Source organism: Oxalobacter paraformigenes, assembly GCF_000158475.2.
Lineage (GTDB): Bacteria > Pseudomonadota > Gammaproteobacteria > Burkholderiales > Burkholderiaceae_D > Oxalobacter > Oxalobacter paraformigenes.
Map to the genome: position 1 here is coordinate 232,605 of NZ_KI392031.1, position 20,888 is coordinate 253,492.

Here is a 20,888-nt window from a genome sequence, read left to right on the forward strand (position 1 = left end):
CATGATATCGGGAAAAAGTATATTGTTGAGCGGCAAAAGGAACAGTTATGGTCCCGTCATGCTGGATGTGATCGGTTTGCGGCTTCTGGAAGAAGACATCAGGAGGATACGTCATCCCCTGACAGGAGGCATTATTCTGTTTGCGCGCAATTACCAGAACCGGGAACAACTGATGGCGTTGACGAATGCGATCCGCAGGGAACGGCCGGATATCCTGATTGCTGTGGATCACGAAGGGGGGCGCGTGCAGCGCTTCCGCTTTGACGGTTTCACCCGTTTGCCGCCGATGCGTGCATTGGGGGACATGTGGGAAGGCAGTCAGGTCGCCGCTTCCCGTGCGGCCATGGCTGTCGGTTATGTGCTGGCTTCCGAATTGCGGGCGTGCGGGATCGATTTTTCATTCACGCCGGTTCTGGATCTGGATCACGGTGTATCGAAAGTGATCGGAGACCGTTCGTTCCATCGCGATCCGAATGTGGTCACTTTTCTGGCGAAAAGCCTGAATTACGGCTTGTCGCTGGCAGGGATGGCCAACTGTGGAAAACACTATCCGGGCCACGGGTATGCGAAAGGCGATTCCCACACGGAAATTCCGGTTGATGACCGTTCGCTGGAAACCATCTTGTCCGACGATGCCGTACCCTACAGGGAACTGGGCATGAGTCTGGCCAGTGTCATGCCAGCCCACGTGATTTATCCGAAAGTCGATGCAGCGCCGGCAGGATTTTCGAAAAAATGGCTGACGATCCTGAAAAACGAACTGGAATTCGACGGGGTCGTTTTCAGTGACGACCTCAGCATGGAAGGCGCGAGTGTGGCCGGTGACATTGTCGCCCGTGCCAGGGCGGCGCTGGGCGCCGGTTGCGATATGGTTCTGGTATGCAATTCTCCCGCAAAGGCCGATGAACTGTTGTCGGGATTGCCGCCGCTTTCTGAAGAAGCGATGCGCGAATGTACAGCCAGAATCAGGAGTCTGGTGCCGAAAATGCCGGCGCCTGACTGGGATACCCTTCAGGCGGAAAAACGCTATCAGCGCGCGCGTGCCATTGTCGAAGAGATCGCCAGCGATTAAGAAAGGTATGACCGAAGAAAACCAGAACATTTCAGGGCGCGACGCCGGAAAAAACAGCCGGGCCGTTCCGTCTTCGGTCAGGGCAGAAGTGCTCGAGGCCGTCAGGCAATTGCCGCACTTGCCCGGCGTTTACCGGTTTTTCGACAAAAACGACAAGCTCTTGTATGTCGGAAAAGCGCGCGATCTGGTCAAACGCGTCAGCACGTATTTCCAGAAAACCTCGCCTTCTCCGCGTATTGCCATGATGGTCGGGCGGATAGCGCGATTGCAGACGACTGTCACGCGCAGCGAGGTGGAAGCCCTGATTCTGGAAAGCAATCTGATCAAGACACTTCATCCGCACTACAATATCATTTTCCGGGACGACAAGTCCTATCCCTATTTGAAGGTAACCGGCCAGCGCGTTCCCAGAATCGTCTATTATCGGGGAACGGTCGACAGGAAAAACGAGTATTTCGGGCCTTTCCCGAACGCGTCGGCGGTGCGGGAAACCATCCAGATACTGCAAAAGGTTTTTCGCCTGAGAACGTGCGAGGATAGTGTTTTCAGGAACCGGACCCGGCCCTGTCTGCTTTACCAGATCGGCCGGTGCAGCGGCCCCTGTGCCGGTCTGATCGGTGAAAACGCGTACCGGCGCGACGTTGAACATGCTGTCCGTTTCCTGCGTGGCGAACAGACGGCTATTCTGGGCGAATTGCAGGAAAAAATGGAAGGCTATGCAAGGCGGCTGGAATTCGAGGAAGCCGCTCTGGTCCGCAATCAGATTGCCGCCCTTTCGCAGGTACTGCATCAGCAAAGCATGGAAACGGATAATGAGGCCGAGGATGTCGATATTATCGCTGTCGTGGTAAGGCAAGGATGCGCCTGCATCAATCTGGCGATGGTTCGTGGAGGGCGTCATCTGGGCGATCATGCCGTTTTTCCGGGAAATATGGGCAGTGCGGTGGAAAATGAGGGGGAAAAGCGCGAGACGCGGATTTTGAAGGCGTTTCTGGCGCAGCATTACATAGACCGGCAGATTCCGCGAACCCTCGTGCTGAATCTGGATTTCGACGAACCGGCCCTGATGATGGCGCTGTCGGAACAGGCCGGTCACCGGATACATCTGGTTTTCCAGCCTCAGGGCCAGCGGCGGCTGTGGCTGGAAATGGCGCAAAAGAATGCCGAAATCGCGCTGGAGAGGGTGCTGTCGAAATCCGGCACCCAATTGTCCCGTGTGAAAGCGCTGATCGATCTGATGAAACTGGATATCGACGATCCCGACAGTTTGCGTATCGAAGCCTTCGATATCAGTCACACGCAGGGAGAGGCGGTTCAGGCTTCCTGCGTCGTTTTTCATCATTGCGCAATGCAAAACAGCGAGTATCGGCGTTACAATATCGCAGGCATTACGCCCGGGGACGATTATGCCGCCATGAAGCAGGTGCTGACCCGGCGTTACGGGAAACTGGTCGGACATGAAGACCTGATGCCCCATATCGTTCTGGTGGATGGCGGAAAGGGACAGGTTTCCATGGCGTCACAGGTTTTTGCGGAACTGGGGCACGATCTGGGACTGATTGTCGGTGTCGCCAAGGGAGAAGGCAGAAAAGTCGGCCTTGAAACACTGGTCTATGCCGATGGGCGCTTGCCTCAGGAACTCGGGAAAGATTCGGGTGTTTTAATGCTGATTGCCCAGATCCGCGACGAAGCGCACCGTTTTGCCATTACCGGCATGCGCGCGAAACGGGACAAGAAAAGACAGGCGTCGCGTCTTGAGGAAATAGAAGGCGTCGGCGCCAAAAGAAGACAACGGCTTCTGGCGCGATTCGGAAGCGTCCGGGGTATTGCCGATGCATCCGTAGACGATCTGGCGACAGTCGAAGGCATTTCCCATCGTCTGGCTCAACAGATATACGATCAGTTGCATTAGAATAACGCCTTGTATTTTTTAATGTTCTATACGATATGAAAATACAGACTATTAGTGGAACCTGCAAGAATCAAGTTATGCCGTTCAATTTGCCCATTTTCCTGACCTGGCTGCGGGTTGCGCTCGTGCCTTTGCTGGTGGGAATTTTTTATCTGCCGGAAAACTGGATATCGCTTTATGCGCAAAGCCTGACGGCGGCCCTGATTTTTATTGTGGCCGCCATAACCGACTGGATCGACGGTTATCTGGCGCGGAAATGGAATCAGACGTCGGCATTCGGCGCCTTTCTCGATCCGGTAGCCGACAAGCTGATCGTGGCGGGTTCCTTGCTTGTCCTTGTCCAGCTGGGGCGTGTCAGCGCGATTTTGGGGTTTATCATCATCGGACGCGAAATCGCCATTTCCGCGCTACGGGAGTGGATGGCGAAAATCGGCGAATCGAAATCGGTGGCGGTCAGTTCACTGGGCAAAGTCAAGACGATTGCGCAGATGATTGCCATTCCGATGCTTTTGTTTTATAACAAGCTGTTCTATTTTATCGACACCCGGTTTATCGGAACGTATCTGTTGATCATTGCAGCGATCCTGACTGTTGTCTCGATGTTGTATTATTTACGTAAAGCCTGGCCCCTGATGAAGTAAATCGGGAACGAGGCCTTGACAGAATCGGGTCAAGTGCTAGAATGCACATCTCTAACGCGGGAGTAGCTCAGTTGGTAGAGCGCAACCTTGCCAAGGTTGAGGTCGAGAGTTCGAGACTCTTCTCCCGCTCCACGTTTTCAGCGCATTCTGAAAAACGGGAACCGGAAGTAGCTGATGAAAGCGGTTGGTTTGTCAGCTTGTAGTTGGATGAGTACGTTGCGGGAGTAGCTCAGTTGGTAGAGCGCAACCTTGCCAAGGTTGAGGTCGAGAGTTCGAGACTCTTCTCCCGCTCCACGTTTCGCTTGTTGCCGGTTCGGCGTTTTTTCGGTTTTGCATCCGGTTTTTCGATGGCAGGATAGCAAAGTGGTTATGCAGCGGCCTGCAAAGCCGTAGACGTCGGTTCGATTCCGTCTCCTGCCTCCATCCTCTCTTTCAGTACGGTTTTTCAGTTTGTTTTTTCAGGGGACTTTAATAAATTTGCTAACCTGCCGTTGTCTGCAGGATCCGGAACGTTTCCGCTTGCATGGTTTATGTCCGCGAAAACAAGGGTATGTTTCGGCAGTCTCTGAAAGGCTCCCTTGTTATGGTCCGGATTGTCGAACCGCTCGCTGCCGGTGTCCGGTCTTCGGTTTTTTCACAAACGCCGTCCGGGTGGCTTTCCGTTTTTGACGGCGGCCATTTGGCCTGTCGTTCTGATCATTCACTGGATGTGCCGACTGTATGAACGAGCTTTTCTATGAAATTGCTGACTTCCCGCGATAACCCCCAATACCGGAAATTGAGACAACTGGCGTCCAATTCCGCCGCAAGCCGAAAAGGGGAATATGCCATACTGGATGGTATCCATCTTTGCCAGGCCTATCTCGGGCATGTCGGGATACCGGTACTGTGTGTGGCAAGCCAGACATCGCAACATCATCCCGAAGTGTCCGCTATCGTTCAGGAATGCAAGAGCGGAGGCGCGAAATGCCTGTTGCTGACCGACAGCCTGTATCGTCCGATAAGCCAGGTTGAAAATGGCGTCGATATCGTTTTCGTTATTTCAAAACCGGCTGTGCAAACATGCCCGGTACTGAGGCAAACAGCTGTGTTGCTTGACAGAATTCAGGATCCGGGGAATCTGGGTTCGATACTCCGCAGTGCCGCCGCTGCCGGCATAGCGCGCGTTTTCTGCAGCGCCGGTACGGCTTCAGCCTGGTCTCCGCGTGTTCTGAGAGCGGGTATGGGCGCGCATTTTCTTTTGGAAATAGTTGAAAACGTGGTTCTTGAGGATGTGATGGAGGCTTCGGAAATTCCGGTTATAGCAACGACGCCTTATACGGAAACAACGATATATGATTGCGATTTGCGCTTGCCGGTCGCCTGGTTGCTGGGGCATGAAGGAAAAGGGATAAGAGAAAGTCTGCTTGACAAGGCCAGCGACAGGGTTGTCGTTCCCCATCAAGGCGCGATGGAATCCCTGAATGTGGCCGCCTGTGCCGCTGTCTGTTTTTTTGAACAGGTACGTCAAAACCGCGTATGTTCCGGAGGAAACCGGCCTTTGCCGGACTGAAAGTCTGAAAAGGCCCGTATTCCGCTTGCGGGTTTTTTGCCGGATAAGGCCGCGGGGAAAAAGGGAGCGGTCACCTGTTTGGCAAACGGCTGGATCTGGCCGTGCGATTCTGTTTCCCGGCAAGTGTGGTGTTGTGAAGTTGCTCCCTCTACACCGGATTTTTTCTTTCCGGGCGCTTCCGGTCTGGACTCATCTGGAAACAGACGCCTTTTTCATCGCAGCCAGTCTGACGTTTTCGTGGAGGAAAAGAAACAGGGGTTCGTGCAAACGGATAGAGAACCGGAGCGGAAACGCCGCTTTTGACAATGCTGTTTCTGGTGTCTGTGGGGAATTATTTATTTTCCAATAAATGTTTTTTATGTTCATATCCTATTATTTTTTTACTCAAAGTCAAAAAATAGTTGACAGGAGTAACGAAGTCTGGTTTAATGGAACTCATGGATAAGGGTCACTTGATTTGGCCACTAGCAAGCAAGTTCCTTTCCTGAGCTGATGAAGCTGATACGCGCAGTACCAACTTTACCAACTTTGCAAGGAGAGAAATTATGGAAATGGCTGGAGTTGCTTTTTGCTTTGGACTCATGATTCTGGGTGCTATCGGCGCTGTTATACAAAGAGCGCGCGGCAACTGGTAAACTGAATTATCAAACTGAATATGCAAATGCCAGATCGATTCGATCTGGCATTTTCTGTTGGAGTCGGTGGATACGGTTTACGTTGCGGAAAGCGGCTTTTGGCTTGCCGGAAAATGGGCGGTAACGGCTGTCTATTCCGTTTTGTCCTGGACAGGTTCGCTTAACAGAACCAGCGTGTTTTTTGCCAGTTCCGCTTCCAGTTCCTTGCTGATATTGCCGAATTCATCCTGGGACGACCCGAGAAACAGCAAAATTCCCATTGGGACATGCAGGGCATGGCAGATTCTTTGCAATGTCGAAACCGTGATGTCGCGCTGGTTGTGTTCGATTAACGAGAGGTAAGAAACCGAGCATTCTGAAAGTTCGGCCAGTTTGGTTTGGGAAAGACCTCTTCGTATGCGGCAAGTTTTGATGGCATTGCCTATATCCATAGTGAACTCCTTGTTAAAGCAGTATTGTCATTTTCTGCCGAAAATCGGATATTGCGATTTTTCAATGAAGGACAATGGCCGGAAAATTCCGCAGAAACCCTTAAGACGCACCGCTTTAAATAAAATCAGACGCAATCCGAAATTGCTCATTTTAACAGAAGTGAATGGCGGCTGTCTTCCTGTCGGATATCCGAATCAGGGTTTCGCACCGATGTATACCTTTTTTTTCAGCGTGTTACGGGCGTTCGGTTCTCTGTCTGGCGAGTGGGAAGGGAAATCGTCAAGACCTTTTCCAGGAACAGGCCTTGCCGGAAGCAGAGCCTCCCGGTACGAAGAAAAGCAAGTGCAAAAAGACAAAATGGAACGTTTTGACAGGCATCAGTCCTCCGGCAAGCCATGGCGTTATGCTTGAAAGCCAATCTTAAAGGGTGGAGAACCCTGCCTGTCAGACGGGGATACCTATTCATGCGTTCTCAGCAACAATTTCCAGTTCATCTTATAATAAATTTTCCCTATTCGTTTATTGCCAATAAGAAAGGAAACTCCAATGGAACATCAACTGCCTCCCTTGCCCTATCCGATGGATGCCTTGCAACCTTACATTTCCCAGGAAACGCTGGAATATCATTACGGCAAGCATCACAAGGCTTATGTCGATAATCTGAACAAGCTCATCAAGAATACCGAATTCGAAAATATGGCTTTGGAAGATATCATCAAAAAGTCGTCCGGAGGCATTTTCAACAATGCCGCCCAGACATGGAACCATACCTTTTACTGGAACTGCATGAAACCGAATGGCGGCGGTAAGCCTGCCGGCGCGCTGAGGGATGCCATCCAGGCAAAATGGGGGACATTCGCCGATTTCCAGAAAGCGTTTGTCGCCGCGTGCAGCTCGAATTTCGGATCCGGCTGGACATGGCTGGTCAAAAAACCTGACGGTTCTGTCGATATTGTCAATACTTCCAACGCGGGGACTCCGCTGACGGGTCAGGACAAGCCGCTTTTGACCTGCGATGTCTGGGAACACGCCTATTACATTGATTACCGGAATGCACGCGTCAAGTACGCGGATGAATTCTGGAATGTCGTCAACTGGGATTTTGTCACGGCCAATTTTGGCTAATACGGGAAAGTTCGCGTCAACTGGACGGACTACGGTGTTTCAGGCGACAGGTTCGCCTGAAACACCGTAAAAACGATACGGGCCTCTTTGCTTGCCGTGTTTCTCCTGACGGAAAATGCTTTTATCGGGAAACCGGGTTGATGCCTTATAATAGCTGAAACCATTTCCGACTGGAGACGCTGCGATGAACAATACCGTCATTCTCTCTTCCGATGCCTGCCTTGGCCATGTTCCCGGACCGGAACATCCGGAATGTCCGGATCGTCTGATCGCTGTCAGGGACGCCCTGACGACTCCGGAATTCGAATCGATTCCATGGCGTCATGCTCCACTGGGTACAAAAGAACAGCTTTTGCTGGTGCATACCCCCGAATATGTCCGGCGTATTGAAACGATCCGGCCGAAAGTGGGTTATGTTCCGCTGGATGGGGGGGATACTATCATGTCTCCAGGAACCTGGGATTGCGTGATGAGCTGTGTGGGCGCCGCCTGTCTTGGGGTCGATATGGTCATGAAAGGCGAGGCGGACAATGTTTTTTGCGCGACGCGTCCGTGCGGGCATCATGCCGAACCGGACAGGGCGATGGGTTTTTGCGTGTTCAATCATGCCGCGATCGGGGCGGCCTACGCCTACGATAAATACAAGCTCGACCGTGTGGCCATTGTCGATTTCGACGTTCATCACGGTAATGGAACACAGGACGCTTTTTATCACCGGCCTGAAATTTTTTACGCTTCTTGCCACCAGTCGCCTTTTTACCCGGGGAGCGGCGCGCGTTACGAAACAGGGATCGATCACAATGTCGTCAACGTGCCCTTGTCGCGCGGGGCCGGTTCCGACAAATTCCGCAATTGCATGAGTTTCGAAATTCTGCCGGCCCTGAAAAAGTTCAATCCTTCCATCCTGATTATATCGGCCGGCTTCGATGCGCACAGAAAAGATCCGCTGGGCGGCCTGAGTTTTACGGACGACGACTTTTACTGGGTGACAAAAGAACTGATGAAAGTGGCCGATGAATGTTGCGATGGCAAGATCGTGTCTATTCTGGAGGGCGGTTACAGCCTTGAAGGGCTGGCTTCGGGATCGGCTGCGCATGTGAGGGCATTGATGGGGAACTAGCGAAATGTTTGTTTTTCCTCACAGGATTGCGTTGCGTATTTGCCTAAACCGGTGTGCGTGAAAGAAAGATAACCGCTTCCCACAGCCTGAATTACCTGATAAAATCCTTATTTTTCAAAATTGGCTTAAACCTGAAATAAATTCATGACCACTATTCGCCTTAAAGAAAACGAACCTTTCGAAGTCGCCATGCGGCGGTTCAAACGTACTATTGAAAAAACCGGTCTTCTGACAGAATTGCGTGCCCGCGAGTTTTATGAAAAACCGACTGCCGAACGCAAGAGAAAACTGGCGGCAGCCGTCAAACGTCACTATAAGCGAATCCGTAGTCAGCAGTTACCGAAAAAAATGTATTGATATTGTCCGCCTGTTGCGGCGGATTTCGGAAGTCTGAACAGTTGCCCGCTCCGGTTGAACCGCGGCGGGTTTTGCTGTTGTATTGTTTTGTCCATCGGAGATCGACGTGAGTTTGAAAGAACAGATTGTCAACGATATGAAAAGCGCCATGCGCGCCAAGGATGCCAAACGTCTTGGGACGATCCGCATGCTGACGGCTGCCATGAAACAGAAAGAAGTCGATGAGCGGATCGAGTTGAATGACCAGCAGATTCTGGCAATTGTCGAGAAAATGATCAAGCAGCGCAAGGATTCGATTGCGCAGTTCGAGGCTGGCGGGCGTCCGGATCTGGCGGACAACGAAAAGGCCGAAGTAGAGGTTTTGCTGGCTTACATGCCGGCTGCCTTGCCGATGGAAGAGGTTGAAAAGGCAGTGGCTGATGCCGTCAGGGAAGCGGCCGGTCCGCAGGATATGGGCAAGGTAATGGGTGTATTGAAAGCGCGGCTTGCCGGTCGTGCCGATATGTCCGCCGTTTCCGCGCTGGTCAAAAAGGCTTTGATGAAAGCCTGAGCCGTCTGTCAACACGCGAAAAAGTTTCGCGAATGAAAAAGGTTTTTTTAATTCGTGATACCCCAGTCATTCATTCAGGATCTGTTGAACCGCATCGACATTGTCGAGGTAGTGGGCAATCGCGTTCAACTGAAAAAGGCGGGCGCGAATTTTCTGGGCCTGTGTCCGTTCCACACAGAAAAAACGCCCAGTTTTACGGTCAGCCCGGTCAAACAGTTTTACCACTGTTTCGGTTGTGGCCGGAATGGCTCAGCCATTACTTTCCTGATGGAACATTCCGGCCTTTCTTTTGTCGAAGCAGTGGAAGAACTGGCGCAAGGCGCCGGAATGACGGTGCCTCGGGACGATACGCGTGTTTCTCCGGAACAGCGGGCGCAAAAACAGGCCAAAACGCTGGCGCTGACGGAAGTGATGACGCAGGCAAGCCGTTACTACAGGCAACAGCTGAAACAGTCGGAGGCGGCCATCGCCTATCTGAAAAAAAGGGGGGTAAGCGGTGAAATGGCCTTCCGGTTCGGCTTGGGATATGCGCCTGCGACAAGGGACAGTCTGAAAAACGGTTTCGAGAATTATCGGGCAGATGAACTGGTAGAGGCGGGACTGGTCATTGAAAAACATGAAGATGACCGTGCTGTTGTTTCCGGAGAACGGCGCTATGACCGTTTCCGGGACCGGATTATGTTTCCTATAAGAAATACCCGCGGACAGGTCATTGCGTTCGGGGGGCGGATTCTTGAAAAAGGCGAACCCAAGTACTTGAATTCACCGGAAACACCCTTATTTCAGAAAGGAAGCGAACTTTACGGGCTGTTCGAGGCAAGGCAGGCAATCCGGGAAGCCGGTTATGTGCTGGTGGTCGAAGGATACATGGATGTCGTTGCGTTGGCGCAGCTGGGGTTTCCCCAGTCGGTGGCGACTCTTGGAACAGCTTGTACATCTGCCCAGGTGCAGAAACTGATGCGTCAAACAGACAGGATCGTTTTTTCGTTCGATGGCGACAATGCCGGAAAAGGGGCGGCCAGAAGAGCGCTGGAGGCGAGCCTGCCGCTGGTGTCGGACACAAAGAGTGTGGCTTTCCTGTTTTTGCCGCCGGAACACGATCCGGACAGTTACGTCAGGGAATACGGGGCCGGAGCGTTTGAAAAACAGGTTGAAGGGGCGATGCCACTGTCGGAATTCATGTTGCAGGAACTTGTGGCCGGAAACGATATGAATACGCTGGAAGGGCGGGCACGGGCGCAGCACAAGGCGAAACCCTGGTGCCAGGCGATGGCGCCTTCGGCTTTGCGTTTGCAGATTATGAGAAAACTTGGCCAGATTACACAAACGCCTGACGACGAGCTGGAAGCGTTTCTTGAGGTCGCCAGGCCGGTTGCACGGTCAAGACGCAGGGAGGCGCGTTTGCCGCGTCCGCCTGTTGTGGGACTGGAAAGGCAGGTGATGCGATTATTGTTGATGTATCCGCAATTTGCCGCCCGCCTAAGCGAAGCCGATATCGGGGCGATTGTCGATTTTTCTCCGGATAAAGGCGATTTGCTGAAGACGGTTTTAAGCGCCATTCGCGAGCTGGGAGAACAAGGGAGTTACGCGACGCTGGTGGAATACCTGCGATCGGGTAAAGTGGATTGTGAGCAGCTGGTGCACGAGACGCTGGATCGGGAATACGAACAGGAACTGGCGCTCATGGAGCTTGTCGGCGCAGTTCGCCAGATCCGGTCACGTGTTCTGGCGTCGGAAATGGAAAAGCTCTTTTCTTCAGGATTGGTCGGCGAAGAGGAAAACCGGCGTTATTACGAGCTGAAGAAACAGCAGGAAGAGCTGAAGAAAGAGATGGCTCAGGAAAATTTACGGGAAAAAAGTTTTTGACGGGAAACAAAGCCGGAAAAAACACAAAAAATGTTATAATATAAGACTTTACATTCGGAATGTGCTGCTATGTATTTCATGGAAAGCACGCCGGGTATCGTCTGAATAACACCGGCGGATGCCGGTACATTGGATTTTCGAGCGGACAACGGACGACATGGATAAATCAGATAAATTCCAACCAGTGGCAGATGAAACGAACGATAAAACTTCTCCCGTCAAACGGCGAGGCCGTCGCAAGCGCGATGACAGCGCGGTTGCCGCGGTGAAGGCAACATCTGAGACGCATCAGTCCGCCGCATCTGCGGCATTGGTCTCCGAAGGCGTTGCCCAGGCACGGCGGGGACGGAAAAAAGCGGTTCCCGATGAGACGCCAGCGCAGGAAAGCGCCGCTGTCAAGGTCAAAAGCACGCGGGGCAGAAAACCGAAAAATGCCGAATCTCAGGAAACAGTGGCTACGGCTTCGGAAAAAGGCAATGTATCCGACACGATTGTCACCACCGATGCTGCACAACTGGCAGCTATCGATACGTCCGGTTACGTGTTGCCGACTGTCAAGGTGCCGGGGCGAAGAGGACGCAAACCCAAGGATTTCCAGCCTGAAAACGAGGAAGTGGCTGCCCTGAATGCGGTAGAGCGTGCCGAAATGAAAGCGGCAGACAAGGCGCGTGCGAAAGATCGGAAGGCCAAGGAAAAAGCGCTCCTGAAAGATGCGTTGGCCGGAGACACGGAAGCGACAGAAGAGGAACTGGAACGCCGCCGCGAACGCCTGAAAATGCTTATCAAGCTGGGCAAGGAACGTTCTTTCCTGACTTATGCCGAAATCAACGATCATTTGCCGGATAATGTCATTGATCCTGACGCGATCGAGGGCATCATCAGTACGTTTAACGATATGGGCATTTCGGTGTATGAACATGCGCCGGACGCCGAAGACTTGCTGTTGACCGATAATGTTGTGACCGTAACGAGTGACGAGGAAGCCGAAGCGGCTGCCGAGGCGGCCCTGTCGACGGTGGATTCCGATTTTGGTCGGACGACCGATCCCGTTCGCATGTATATGCGTGAAATGGGTTCTGTCGAATTGTTGACGCGTGAAGGCGAGATCGAAATCGCCAAGCGGATCGAGGAAGGTCTGAAAGACATGATCCAGGCGATCTCTTCCTGTCCTACCACGATTCTCGAAATTATCGGGCAGGCTGAAAAGATCCGTAACGATGAAATCCGGATTGATGAAGTGGTTGACGGTCTGGCGGATGAAGCCGGAGAATCGCAGGTCTTGGCTGCGGCGTCTGACAACGATCAGGATGAATCGGATGAGGACGATTCCGACGCGGATGAAAATGATGGGGAAGAGGCTGAAGAAGAGGAAAGCGACGGCGGTTCGGCTGGCGGCGCCGCTGCCGGTTTTTCGGCGGAACAGCTTGAAAAGCTGAAAGAAGACGCACTGGCGAGATTTGCGCTGATCGAGACGTATTTCAAGGAAATGCAGCAGGCCTTTGAAAAGGACGGTTATAACTCGCCCGCCTATGTGAAAGCGCACAACAGTATTTCTGATGAATTGCTGGGTATGCGGTTTACGGCACGTTTCATTGAGAAACTGTGCGATACCTTGCGTACGCAAATGGATGATGTTCGCCAGATCGAACGGGAAATTCTGAATGTGGCCGTGAACAAATGCGGTGTTCCCAGGGCTCATTTTATCAAGACCTTCCCGGGAAACGAGACGAATATGGAATGGGTGGACGAGGAAGTTCATGCAGGCCATCCGTATAGCGAGATTCTGTCCCGCAATGTTCCGATGATCAAGGAATTGCAGCAAAATCTGGTGGATATTGAAAAGCGTATCGGTATGCCGCTGGCCGATTTGCGGGAAATCAACCGCAAAATGGTGGCTGGCGAAATGCGTGCCCGCAAGGCCAAGAAAGAAATGACGGAAGCCAATCTGCGTCTGGTCATTTCGATAGCCAAGAAGTATACCAATCGCGGCTTGCAGTTTCTCGACCTGATTCAGGAAGGAAATATCGGTTTGATGAAAGCGGTCGACAAGTTCGAGTATCGCCGGGGATACAAGTTCTCGACGTATGCGACCTGGTGGATCCGGCAGGCGATTACGCGTTCGATTGCCGATCAGGCGCGTACCATCCGCATTCCGGTACACATGATTGAAACCATTAACAAGATGAACCGTATTTCACGCCAGATTTTGCAGGAAACGGGCGCTGAGCCCGATCCGGCAACCCTGGCGGTCAAGATGGATATGCCGGAGGACAAGATCCGCAAGATCATGAAGATTGCGAAAGAACCGATTTCGATGGAAACGCCAATCGGGGACGACGACGATTCGCATCTGGGCGATTTTATCGAGGACAACAATACGCTGGCTCCTGCCGATGCGGCATTGCATGCCTCGATGCGCAATGTCGTGAAAGATGTGCTGGATTCGTTGACCCCGAGGGAAGCGAAGGTGTTGCGGATGCGTTTCGGTGTCGAAATGTCCACCGATCACACGCTTGAGGAAGTCGGCAAACAGTTTGATGTAACGCGCGAACGTATTCGCCAGATAGAAGCGAAAGCGCTGAGAAAATTGCGTCATCCATCACGATCGGATAAACTTAAGAGTTTCCTGGAAAGCAATTGATAAATTGCGGTTTCCGGACGGGCCTATAGCTCAGTTGGTTAGAGCAGAGGACTCATAATCCTTTGGTCCCAGGTTCAAGTCCTGGTGGGCCCACCAATAAAATCAGAAGGTTACGTAAAAAACGTAACCTTTTTTTGTTTGTTTTCCAAAACACTATCAGACGCTGTCTGCTTGGACTGGAATTTGAGCGGTTTTTGAATGGCAATTTTGCGTGTAATGGTGACAGCCCAATGCCAGAACGGGATTGGCGATTTGCCGAAATGCAGGAAGAAAATCCCGCTGTTCAGTTTGAGAAACAGAATAGCCCGATTGGCTGAAGAAAAACAATCCGGGCAAATTTCACATGAATACCCGGAAAGGTGGCGAAAGATTCCAGCGATAAAAAACCGGCCGTTTCGCTCTGCTTTTTAAGAGGATTCTTGTTGTAGGCGGAAATCCGGATTTTGTTTTTCTTCCGGTAGCCGGGAAACTGCGTCACTTATGTCGGGAAGCCAGGCAGAAGCCGGTCTGCGGCAAAAGCGGTATTGGCTGGTGGAAAGGTAAGGTGTTTGGCAGGCACGGCAAGAACCCGGCCGGTTTTCGATGCCGGATTTGAACTTGTCTGCTTTTCTTTTTTCCAAATCGAAAAGGAGAAAAACATGTGTGGACGATTCGATCTTGATCCGCGTTTGCCAGGGATAAAACGGATTGTTGAATGGCATGATTTTAAAATCAAGACCGGAGAAGTCTTTCCTTCCGACCGGGCGCTTGTTCTGATCGAATCGAATGGCCAACTGGCACCTGAAGGCATGGCGTGGGGATTCCCGCAATTCAACCGGAAGGGAGTCGTGTTCAATGCCAGGGCAGAAACGGCCTTAAGGAAAGCGTTCTTTCGTAAAGCCCTGCTTCATAATCGCGTTGTAGTGCCTACTACCGGGTTTTACGAATGGAAGGCGGAGCCGGGGATGGGAAAAAAGGTTCGCTATCGTTTTAACGAGCCGGGCCAGTCGCTTACCTGGCTTGCCGGTTTTTACCGTGTTTTCAGCGGCGAGCCACGGTTTACTATTCTGACGACCGACGCAAATGACGGCATGTCAGCCTATCACGACAGAATGCCGGTCGTTCTGCATGAAAACGAATGCATGGACTGGCTTGAGGGAAACCGTCTTGACGAGTATCTTACCCGCGTTCCGCCGGAACTCGATGCGCAGCGTGTTGGCTGATGGTCGTTTTTCCGGAATGTCTCTTTTTCATGTAGCGTTCGAATGACGCCCGAAAACCGGAAAACAGAAAAAACCGGAAAAGACACGATGGCTTCCCGGTGGAGAAGGTCTTTTTTGTGAAGAAAACGGGAGCGGAAAGGAGCGGAGAAAGCGGGCTGGATAGTGGCAAGTGCGACCGGCGTTGAATGAAAGCTGTGGCGTCTCTCGCCGGAAATGCGGTCGGCCGTGAAGAGAGGTTGGCTGATTTTGCCGGGAATGACAGATTCAGTGCCGGTTTATAGAGAATTTTCCGGATGAACCGGACATAATCCGGTCTGTCGAAATGGCGATATCGTAAAGTTGCCCTGCCTCTGGCCGGTTAATTCATCCTGTTGGTTTCCGGACGGGGCTGGATCGTTTGCTTTTGGCTTGCCGCCTGAAAGGATGTTCCGGAAAGCGGATGGCTTGTTTGAAAAAATAATGCGTTTATGCAGAAAGCGTCCCGGTTTCTGAAGCGTTTTCTGTAAAACGGAAAACCGGATTGATGTCGCGCAAAGCGCCAGAGGATGAATTCTTTTGGATTTTCCGCTCTTTCCAGAGGCGGTGTCGCGGACGGAAAGTTTTGGCAAAGTCATTGGCCTTTTTAGGCGATTGACCGAAAATACGGATTTTTCAGGCGCTTTCGGTTGCGAAGCTTTTCAAGATGGGTTATATAAAAAGGACGGAAGGAAGGTGGCTTTTTACAGAGGGAGGTGAAAATTTTTTTCAAGGATCGGAAGGTAAACGGCGCCGGGTGGCAGCCTGTTTTTTTCAGTTTTGTTTGGTTAAAACCGGAGGATTGACAATATGACTACCATTTTGATCTTGATTGCCTCTGCCCTGATTTTTGCGTGGGGCTGGCATCGTTTATATGCCTACAATATACGCAAGGGGTCGCGCAAGATGGTAGCGCATTTGCTGGGATTTCTGTTGGGCATGTTTCCCGCGCAGTTTTTCCTCTACGCCTGTTTTGTTACCTTTCCCCCGCCGGAAATGAATACGCCGTCAACGGCAGCGGTCGTTGCTTTATGGGTGATCTTTTCCATAACGGTCGCCATGCTTTTTTATCTGACAACCCGTCCCATTCCGACGGAAGACAATAAAGGAATGGCTTTGCAGAACAAGAAACCGAAAATCTGAGGGAAGGTCAGCCGGTTGCGGCAATGTGGAAGAAACGGGAGTTTCAATACTCCCGTTTTTTGATGGCCCGGCGCAGTCTGTTTTTATCCCAGTCTTTTCAGGAAGGATTCCAGACAGTCGCCGACCTGGACCAGGCGGTTTTTCAGCCGGTGTTCGTCATTCACGAGGTAAAGGGTGCATGCTTTGTCGCGGCTGAAACGGATGACGTTTTCAACCGGAATCAGACTGTCCTGCCAGCCATGCACGATTTCGATAGCGTCTCCTGCGCATCCGAGCCGATAGGGCGGGTAACCGGGGATGTCGATAGCGGGAGCGAGCAGGAAAAGTCCCCTGACAGGAATGGATGCGCTGGCTGTCATGGCAACCCAGCCGCCCATGCTTGACCCGACGAAAAATTGCGCCGGCCGTTTTTGACAGGATTCTTCGAGCAGTTGTACGCGGACTTCGGGATCGAAAGTGAAGGAATAATCCAGGCTTTCCACATCGTAGCCCATTCGCCGGGCGATGTCGGCCAGATAACGGATTTTCGTGCCCCAGGGGCCGCTTTCTTTGCCATGGATAAAATGAATCAATGGTTTCATGAATTGATAGTGTTCCTGAATGGTCAGCGAGGTATTCAGCAAGGATTGTATGCTGAATGAACGGATTCTTGGCAGATAGATGAATAATTTTCTGTTTTGTTTGGCAGACAAGCGTTTATAAACGGATTTTTCGTCTTGTCTCAATGGTTTTTCCGCCAAATCGTGAAAATCTTGTGATGGAAACGAAACCGGACAGTCCGAATATATGCTAGGGTGAAACTGGAACGTTGACGGTTGTCGATGCAGACCGTTGAAACACGGATGAGACGGGGACGTTTTTTCCGGGCCAATGCAGACGGTCTTTTTCATTTTCCGGGCAGGCATGAAAGGAAAGGAGAGGGTAATGGAACTGAAATTGTTGACGCCTTTGAAGACAGGCGATGTCAAACTGGCCAATCGCGTTGTGATGGCGCCGCTGACCCGTTGCCGGACAGCGGAACCGGACAATGTGCCGACAGAGCTGAATGCCGAATATTATGCGCAACGGGCTTCTGCCGGACTGATTATTTCCGAAGCGACACAGATATCGCGTTCCGGGCAGGGTTATGCCGGTTCTGCGGGCCTTTATACCGACGCGCAGGAAGCGGGATGGAAAAAAGTGGTCGATGCCGTCCATGCCAAAGGCGGAAAAATGTCCGCGCAGCTGTGGCATGTGGGGCGCATGTCGCATGCCTATTTTCAGGAAAAGGGCGGTGCTCCCGTCGCTCCATCGGCTATTGCGGCAGAAGGCTCCAAATGCAATATCGTTTTGGACAATGGAACGCATGCCTTTGTACCCTGCGACAAGCCGCGCGCGTTATCCATAGAGGAAATCGGAAAAATTGTCGGACAGTATCGGGATTCAGCCGCCCGGGCTGTCAGGGCCGGTTTCGATTTTGTCGAGGAGCACGCCGCAAACGGTTATTTGCTTCAGCAGTTTCAGGCAACCAATACCAACCGGCGCACGGACAAGTACGGTGGGCCGCTGGTCAACCGGGCCAGACTGACGCTGGAAGTGCTTGACGCCATGCTGGAAGTCGTCGATAAGGAGAAACTGGGCGTCAGGCTTTCGCCTTATTTCAACATCAATGGCATTGCCGATGCCGAACCGGAACAGATGGCCCTGTATCTGGCTGATGAATTCAGCAAACGCGGCATTGCTTACTTGAGTATTGCGGAACCGAGCTGGGTCGGCGGCATTTCATTGACGGAAACGTTCAAGAAGAAGATCCGGGAGGCTTTTTCCGGCGTTCTGATTTATGCGGGCGAATATACGCCGGAAAAAGCGGAAGAGGCCGTAAATAGCGGACTGGCCGATGCGATCGGTTTCGGACGTTTGTATATCGCCAATCCGGATCTGGTCGAACGCATCCGGCAGGGTGGCCCGTACAATGTGCCCGATCGTTCAACTTTTTACACGGCAGGAAGCAAGGGGTACACGGATTATCCGGCACTGTCGAAAACCTGAAAACAGGATGTTGAAAGAAGCGTGCGATTGCGAACAATAGACGGCAAGATAAATGAAGATTGTTACAACTGTTACATTTTAGCCGGTCAACCGGGTCAACCTTTATGGAGAAGTGTCCGTTAATAGTCGTGATCCAGTCGGATTACTATTGTTTTAAAAATCACATAAAGGAAATGACAAATGAAGAAAATTATCGCTATCCTGATCTCCGGTTTGTTCGCTTCTGCCGCTTTTGCTGCTGCTCCCGCTGCTGAAAAAGCACCGGTTGCTCCTGTAAAAGCTGACAAAATGGCGCCTGCCGCTGACAAAATGGCACCCGCTGCTGATAAGGCCGCTCCAGCTGAAAAAGCGCCTGCCAAGAAATAATTTTCCGGCTTTTGTAAAAAAGGCAGGCATGAAGCCTGCCTTTTTTCATGCGTGAAATAATGGATGGGAAAATGGGTATCGCCTGATATTCTCTCTTAAAGGCAGGGATTCCGGTCGATATCGGTACTGATGAATCAGGTCACAGGCGGATTCCGGTTTCAATACGGGCGCTCCCCTTCCCGCTCGCAGGCTGAAACAGGTTGTCCCTGCCCGCGCATTTAATGCCGCATTACGAACGGCATTGGGCGCGAATCCGGTTTGGGGCGGACTTTGCGTTCATCCTGACATGGCGGGGCGCAGGTTACGATGGCGCGATTGGAGAAAACCCGTTCGCTCATAATGGACTGGTGATACCGGATATGGCGTTCTGGTAGGCGGCAAGGCTCACGGTTATAGGTAGCTGTTTCCGGAGCCGGTCTGTCGGCTTTCTTCCGGGCTGGTCCGGTACCGGATGCAGGGAAACGCGTTATACCGGTACCATTTTCCCGGATTGTGGCGCAGGCTGAAAAAGGTGACGGAAACGCTTGCTTGTTTTGGCGGCAAGGCTGTTGCATGGGCGATTTTGAACCGGCCGCCCTGAAATGCGGAGAAGCGGGCGGTAGGGCCGACTGCCGGCCAGGGCATGTGCCCGGAAACCGGTCAGTGGAAACGTGCCCGTTGGCCATTTGCCACCGGGCTGGACTTCGCCTGCTTTACGGTCTTCCCGGTTATGGATGCGGCGGGCAGGGCAATGTATGGATGGTCCGGTTTGGGAAAACGGGAGAAGAGAACGAGAAACAGTATCGGGAGGTTCGCGAGGACGTTTACTGTGGACGGATGTGGCAGATGGGCGGTTGGCCTGCGGGCAGGGTTCTGGCCCGTTTTCCGGCATGTCGGCATACGTACTGACTGGCTCGGGGGAGTGCGGTGGGCCGATGGCGGGAAATCTGCCCGTTTCGGCGGATTTTAGTGCTGGGAAGTTTGCGCGTCCGGCTAAAGGGAGGGTTTTCGGTGAGATATTTCTGCTTTACAGGCAGCGCCCAAGACTCAACAAAAATATTTCAGGAAGCTGTCAACCGTCCTGGAAACTGGCGCGTTAATGGTTCTAATCCAATCGGATTGAACGTTTTCTACACTACCTTTAAGGATTTTGAAAATGAAAAAATTAGTTGCTATCCTGGTTTCCGGTCTGTTCGCTTCTGCCGCTTTCGCTGCGGCTCCTGCCGCGCCTGCTCAAAAAGCCGCTCCTGTCGCTGAAAAAGCGGCTCCGGCACCGGTAGCTGAAAAAGCCGCTCCTGCCAAAAAAGCGAAAAAAGCCAAAAAAGCCAAAAAAGAAGTAAAGAAGGAAGTCAAGGTTGAAGAAAAAACGGTTGCTCCGGCGCCAGCTGTAAAACCGGCCAAGTAACCGGTTTCGCCGGGCTGTGAAAAAGCGGGATTCGTCCCGCTTTTTTTATGCCGTTCAGGTTAGAATCGAGTTTTCTGAAATGGAGAAAAGCCGTGCCCAGATCAGTTTGTGTTGTTTTCGCTTTTTTGTTGATGGCATGCCCTTTATCGAAGAGCTTCGGCGCCGCTTCGGATGAGGGCCGTTTCAAAACAGTCCGTCTGAAGGCGGGCAAGCAGATTATTCATGCCGAAGTGGCCGCTACAGAGGCAGAACGCGAACGCGGATTGATGTACCGGAAATTTCTGCCGGAAAACAGCGGCATGCTTTTTGTATTCGACAGGCCCGCACGATCGTGCATGTGGATGAAAAATACCGCGATTCCCCTTTCTGTCGCTTTCATTGACGGCAAGGGAACCATTGTGAACATTGAGGAAATGGAGCCGTTTACTACCGAGTCGCACTGTAGCGCGGGATGGATCCGTTATGCCTTGGAAATGAATGCGACATGGTTCGACAGGAACGGGGTGAAATCCGGGAGCCGGATAGGCGGGTTGCCGGAATAGTCCGTTTTTGTTCCCGGCCTGAGGGGTTTCCCTTCTGTCTGTCTTTTTTCCCGGCAAGCCAGTCTGGCCGCTTCCGGTCTGCTGGCGTATGTCGCTTTTCGCTTGCCGTTTTTTGCAGCCGAACCGCTTTCCCGTTCAGGTCTTTTGTTGACTGGCGTCAAGACCCGACTGATGTTTGAGGGAATAATGGATTGCAAACGTTGGAAAAAGGTTAATGTTTCTTTCCGGGAAATCCTGGCTGCCACATCTGACGGGTTCCCTGTAAATACAAATGCCGGATTCCGGTTTTGTCAGAATAAAGGCAC

19 protein-coding genes and 4 tRNA genes are annotated in these 20,888 nt (G+C 52.0%); 20 read left to right on the plus strand and 3 right to left on the minus strand.

Annotated features, from left to right (window positions below):
* The first annotated feature begins 1 nt into the window (after nucleotide 1).
* The 7 genes from nagZ (at nucleotide 2) to OFAG_RS04445 (ending at nucleotide 5,177) form a co-directional block, all read left to right on the plus strand.
* Nucleotides 2–1,072 (plus strand): beta-N-acetylhexosaminidase, encoded by a 1,071-nt coding sequence (nagZ, locus tag OFAG_RS04410; RefSeq protein WP_020994852.1) that lies wholly within the window; start codon nucleotides 2–4, stop codon nucleotides 1,070–1,072.
* 7 nt (nucleotides 1,073–1,079) lie between these two features.
* Entirely contained in the window at nucleotides 1,080–2,984 is a 1,905-nt protein-coding gene (uvrC, locus tag OFAG_RS04415) for an excinuclease ABC subunit UvrC (RefSeq protein WP_005877648.1), read from the plus strand.
* A 77-nt stretch (nucleotides 2,985–3,061) separates the two neighbouring features.
* Complete coding sequence (gene pgsA, locus OFAG_RS04420) at nucleotides 3,062–3,625, plus strand: CDP-diacylglycerol--glycerol-3-phosphate 3-phosphatidyltransferase (RefSeq protein ID WP_040720856.1); 564 nt, start codon at nucleotides 3,062–3,064, stop codon at nucleotides 3,623–3,625.
* 56 nt (nucleotides 3,626–3,681) lie between these two features.
* A tRNA-Gly gene (locus OFAG_RS04425) sits at nucleotides 3,682–3,757 on the plus strand.
* Nucleotides 3,758–3,843: 86 nt separating this feature from the next.
* Nucleotides 3,844–3,919, plus strand: a tRNA-Gly gene (locus OFAG_RS04430).
* Between the two features lie 55 nt (nucleotides 3,920–3,974).
* Nucleotides 3,975–4,048, plus strand: a tRNA-Cys gene (locus tag OFAG_RS04435).
* A 313-nt stretch (nucleotides 4,049–4,361) separates the two neighbouring features.
* On the plus strand, nucleotides 4,362–5,177 hold the full coding sequence (locus OFAG_RS04445) for a TrmH family RNA methyltransferase (RefSeq protein WP_005877642.1): 816 nt from the start codon (nucleotides 4,362–4,364) through the stop codon (nucleotides 5,175–5,177).
* 766 nt (nucleotides 5,178–5,943) lie between these two features.
* Here OFAG_RS04445 and OFAG_RS04450 read toward each other — a convergent pair.
* On the minus strand, nucleotides 5,944–6,243 hold the full coding sequence (locus tag OFAG_RS04450; protein ID WP_005877640.1) for a helix-turn-helix domain-containing protein: 300 nt from the start codon (nucleotides 6,241–6,243) through the stop codon (nucleotides 5,944–5,946).
* Between the two features lie 547 nt (nucleotides 6,244–6,790).
* On the opposite strand from OFAG_RS04450, the gene OFAG_RS04460 reads away from it, so the two are divergent.
* The 9 genes from OFAG_RS04460 (at nucleotide 6,791) to OFAG_RS04510 (ending at nucleotide 16,263) form a co-directional block, all read left to right on the plus strand.
* Nucleotides 6,791–7,369: a superoxide dismutase gene (locus OFAG_RS04460; RefSeq protein WP_005877638.1), complete on the plus strand. Its 579-nt coding sequence runs from the start codon at nucleotides 6,791–6,793 to the stop codon at nucleotides 7,367–7,369.
* A gap of 184 nt (nucleotides 7,370–7,553) precedes the next feature.
* A complete protein-coding gene (locus OFAG_RS04465) occupies nucleotides 7,554–8,489 on the plus strand; it encodes a histone deacetylase family protein (RefSeq protein ID WP_005877636.1) in 936 nt (311 codons plus the stop codon).
* 144 nt (nucleotides 8,490–8,633) lie between these two features.
* Nucleotides 8,634–8,846 (plus strand): 30S ribosomal protein S21, encoded by a 213-nt coding sequence (gene rpsU, locus OFAG_RS04470; RefSeq protein WP_005877634.1) that lies wholly within the window; start codon nucleotides 8,634–8,636, stop codon nucleotides 8,844–8,846.
* Between the two features lie 106 nt (nucleotides 8,847–8,952).
* Nucleotides 8,953–9,396: a GatB/YqeY domain-containing protein gene (locus OFAG_RS04475; protein WP_005877629.1), complete on the plus strand. Its 444-nt coding sequence runs from the start codon at nucleotides 8,953–8,955 to the stop codon at nucleotides 9,394–9,396.
* Nucleotides 9,397–9,450: 54 nt separating this feature from the next.
* Nucleotides 9,451–11,262: a DNA primase gene (dnaG, locus tag OFAG_RS04480; RefSeq protein ID WP_005877627.1), complete on the plus strand. Its 1,812-nt coding sequence runs from the start codon at nucleotides 9,451–9,453 to the stop codon at nucleotides 11,260–11,262.
* A 157-nt stretch (nucleotides 11,263–11,419) separates the two neighbouring features.
* On the plus strand, nucleotides 11,420–13,903 hold the full coding sequence (gene rpoD, locus OFAG_RS04485; protein ID WP_005877625.1) for an RNA polymerase sigma factor RpoD: 2,484 nt from the start codon (nucleotides 11,420–11,422) through the stop codon (nucleotides 13,901–13,903).
* A 19-nt stretch (nucleotides 13,904–13,922) separates the two neighbouring features.
* Nucleotides 13,923–13,999 (plus strand) — tRNA-Ile (locus OFAG_RS04490).
* Nucleotides 14,000–14,541: 542 nt separating this feature from the next.
* Nucleotides 14,542–15,105: an SOS response-associated peptidase gene (locus OFAG_RS04500; RefSeq protein WP_020994854.1), complete on the plus strand. Its 564-nt coding sequence runs from the start codon at nucleotides 14,542–14,544 to the stop codon at nucleotides 15,103–15,105.
* An 825-nt stretch (nucleotides 15,106–15,930) separates the two neighbouring features.
* On the plus strand, nucleotides 15,931–16,263 hold the full coding sequence (locus OFAG_RS04510; protein ID WP_005877621.1) for a hypothetical protein: 333 nt from the start codon (nucleotides 15,931–15,933) through the stop codon (nucleotides 16,261–16,263).
* A gap of 83 nt (nucleotides 16,264–16,346) precedes the next feature.
* Here the strand turns inward: OFAG_RS04510 and OFAG_RS04515 are convergent, their stop codons facing one another.
* A complete protein-coding gene (locus OFAG_RS04515; protein WP_231371666.1) occupies nucleotides 16,347–16,988 on the minus strand; it encodes an alpha/beta hydrolase in 642 nt (213 codons plus the stop codon).
* A gap of 199 nt (nucleotides 16,989–17,187) precedes the next feature.
* On the opposite strand from OFAG_RS04515, the gene OFAG_RS04520 reads away from it, so the two are divergent.
* Nucleotides 17,188–18,291 (plus strand): alkene reductase, encoded by a 1,104-nt coding sequence (locus OFAG_RS04520; protein WP_020994856.1) that lies wholly within the window; start codon nucleotides 17,188–17,190, stop codon nucleotides 18,289–18,291.
* Nucleotides 18,292–18,410: 119 nt separating this feature from the next.
* Here the strand turns inward: OFAG_RS04520 and OFAG_RS13675 are convergent, their stop codons facing one another.
* Nucleotides 18,411–18,650 carry a hypothetical protein gene (locus tag OFAG_RS13675; protein WP_155979181.1) on the minus strand — a complete coding sequence of 80 codons (240 nt, stop codon included), beginning with the start codon at nucleotides 18,648–18,650 and terminating at the stop codon, nucleotides 18,411–18,413.
* 228 nt (nucleotides 18,651–18,878) lie between these two features.
* Here OFAG_RS13675 and OFAG_RS13680 point away from each other — a divergent pair, with 228 nt between their 5' ends.
* The 3 genes from OFAG_RS13680 (at nucleotide 18,879) to OFAG_RS04540 (ending at nucleotide 20,583) form a co-directional block, all read left to right on the plus strand.
* A complete protein-coding gene (locus tag OFAG_RS13680) occupies nucleotides 18,879–19,031 on the plus strand; it encodes a hypothetical protein (protein WP_155979182.1) in 153 nt (50 codons plus the stop codon).
* 761 nt (nucleotides 19,032–19,792) lie between these two features.
* Nucleotides 19,793–20,041, plus strand: a complete 249-nt coding sequence (locus OFAG_RS04535) for a hypothetical protein (RefSeq protein ID WP_005877614.1) — start codon at nucleotides 19,793–19,795, stop codon at nucleotides 20,039–20,041.
* A 92-nt stretch (nucleotides 20,042–20,133) separates the two neighbouring features.
* Entirely contained in the window at nucleotides 20,134–20,583 is a 450-nt protein-coding gene (locus OFAG_RS04540; protein ID WP_231371667.1) for a DUF192 domain-containing protein, read from the plus strand.
* The last annotated feature ends 305 nt before the right edge of the window (nucleotides 20,584–20,888 follow it).

Coding starts and splice junctions, on each gene's coding strand:
- OFAG_RS04445 (WP_005877642.1), top strand. CDS start 4,362: ATGAAATTGCTGACTTCCCGCGATAACCCCCAATACCGGAAATTGAGA.
- OFAG_RS04510 (WP_005877621.1), top strand. CDS start 15,931: ATGACTACCATTTTGATCTTGATTGCCTCTGCCCTGATTTTTGCGTGG.
- OFAG_RS04520 (WP_020994856.1), top strand. CDS start 17,188: ATGGAACTGAAATTGTTGACGCCTTTGAAGACAGGCGATGTCAAACTG.
- OFAG_RS04500 (WP_020994854.1), top strand. CDS start 14,542: ATGTGTGGACGATTCGATCTTGATCCGCGTTTGCCAGGGATAAAACGG.
- OFAG_RS04535 (WP_005877614.1), top strand. CDS start 19,793: ATGAAAAAATTAGTTGCTATCCTGGTTTCCGGTCTGTTCGCTTCTGCC.
- OFAG_RS04460 (WP_005877638.1), top strand. CDS start 6,791: ATGGAACATCAACTGCCTCCCTTGCCCTATCCGATGGATGCCTTGCAA.
- rpsU (WP_005877634.1), top strand. CDS start 8,634: ATGACCACTATTCGCCTTAAAGAAAACGAACCTTTCGAAGTCGCCATG.
- nagZ (WP_020994852.1), top strand. CDS start 2: ATGATATCGGGAAAAAGTATATTGTTGAGCGGCAAAAGGAACAGTTAT.
- OFAG_RS13680 (WP_155979182.1), top strand. CDS start 18,879: ATGCCGCATTACGAACGGCATTGGGCGCGAATCCGGTTTGGGGCGGAC.
- pgsA (WP_040720856.1), top strand. CDS start 3,062: ATGCCGTTCAATTTGCCCATTTTCCTGACCTGGCTGCGGGTTGCGCTC.
- uvrC (WP_005877648.1), top strand. CDS start 1,080: ATGACCGAAGAAAACCAGAACATTTCAGGGCGCGACGCCGGAAAAAAC.
- rpoD (WP_005877625.1), top strand. CDS start 11,420: ATGGATAAATCAGATAAATTCCAACCAGTGGCAGATGAAACGAACGAT.
- OFAG_RS04465 (WP_005877636.1), top strand. CDS start 7,554: ATGAACAATACCGTCATTCTCTCTTCCGATGCCTGCCTTGGCCATGTT.
- OFAG_RS04450 (WP_005877640.1), bottom strand. CDS start 6,243: ATGGATATAGGCAATGCCATCAAAACTTGCCGCATACGAAGAGGTCTT.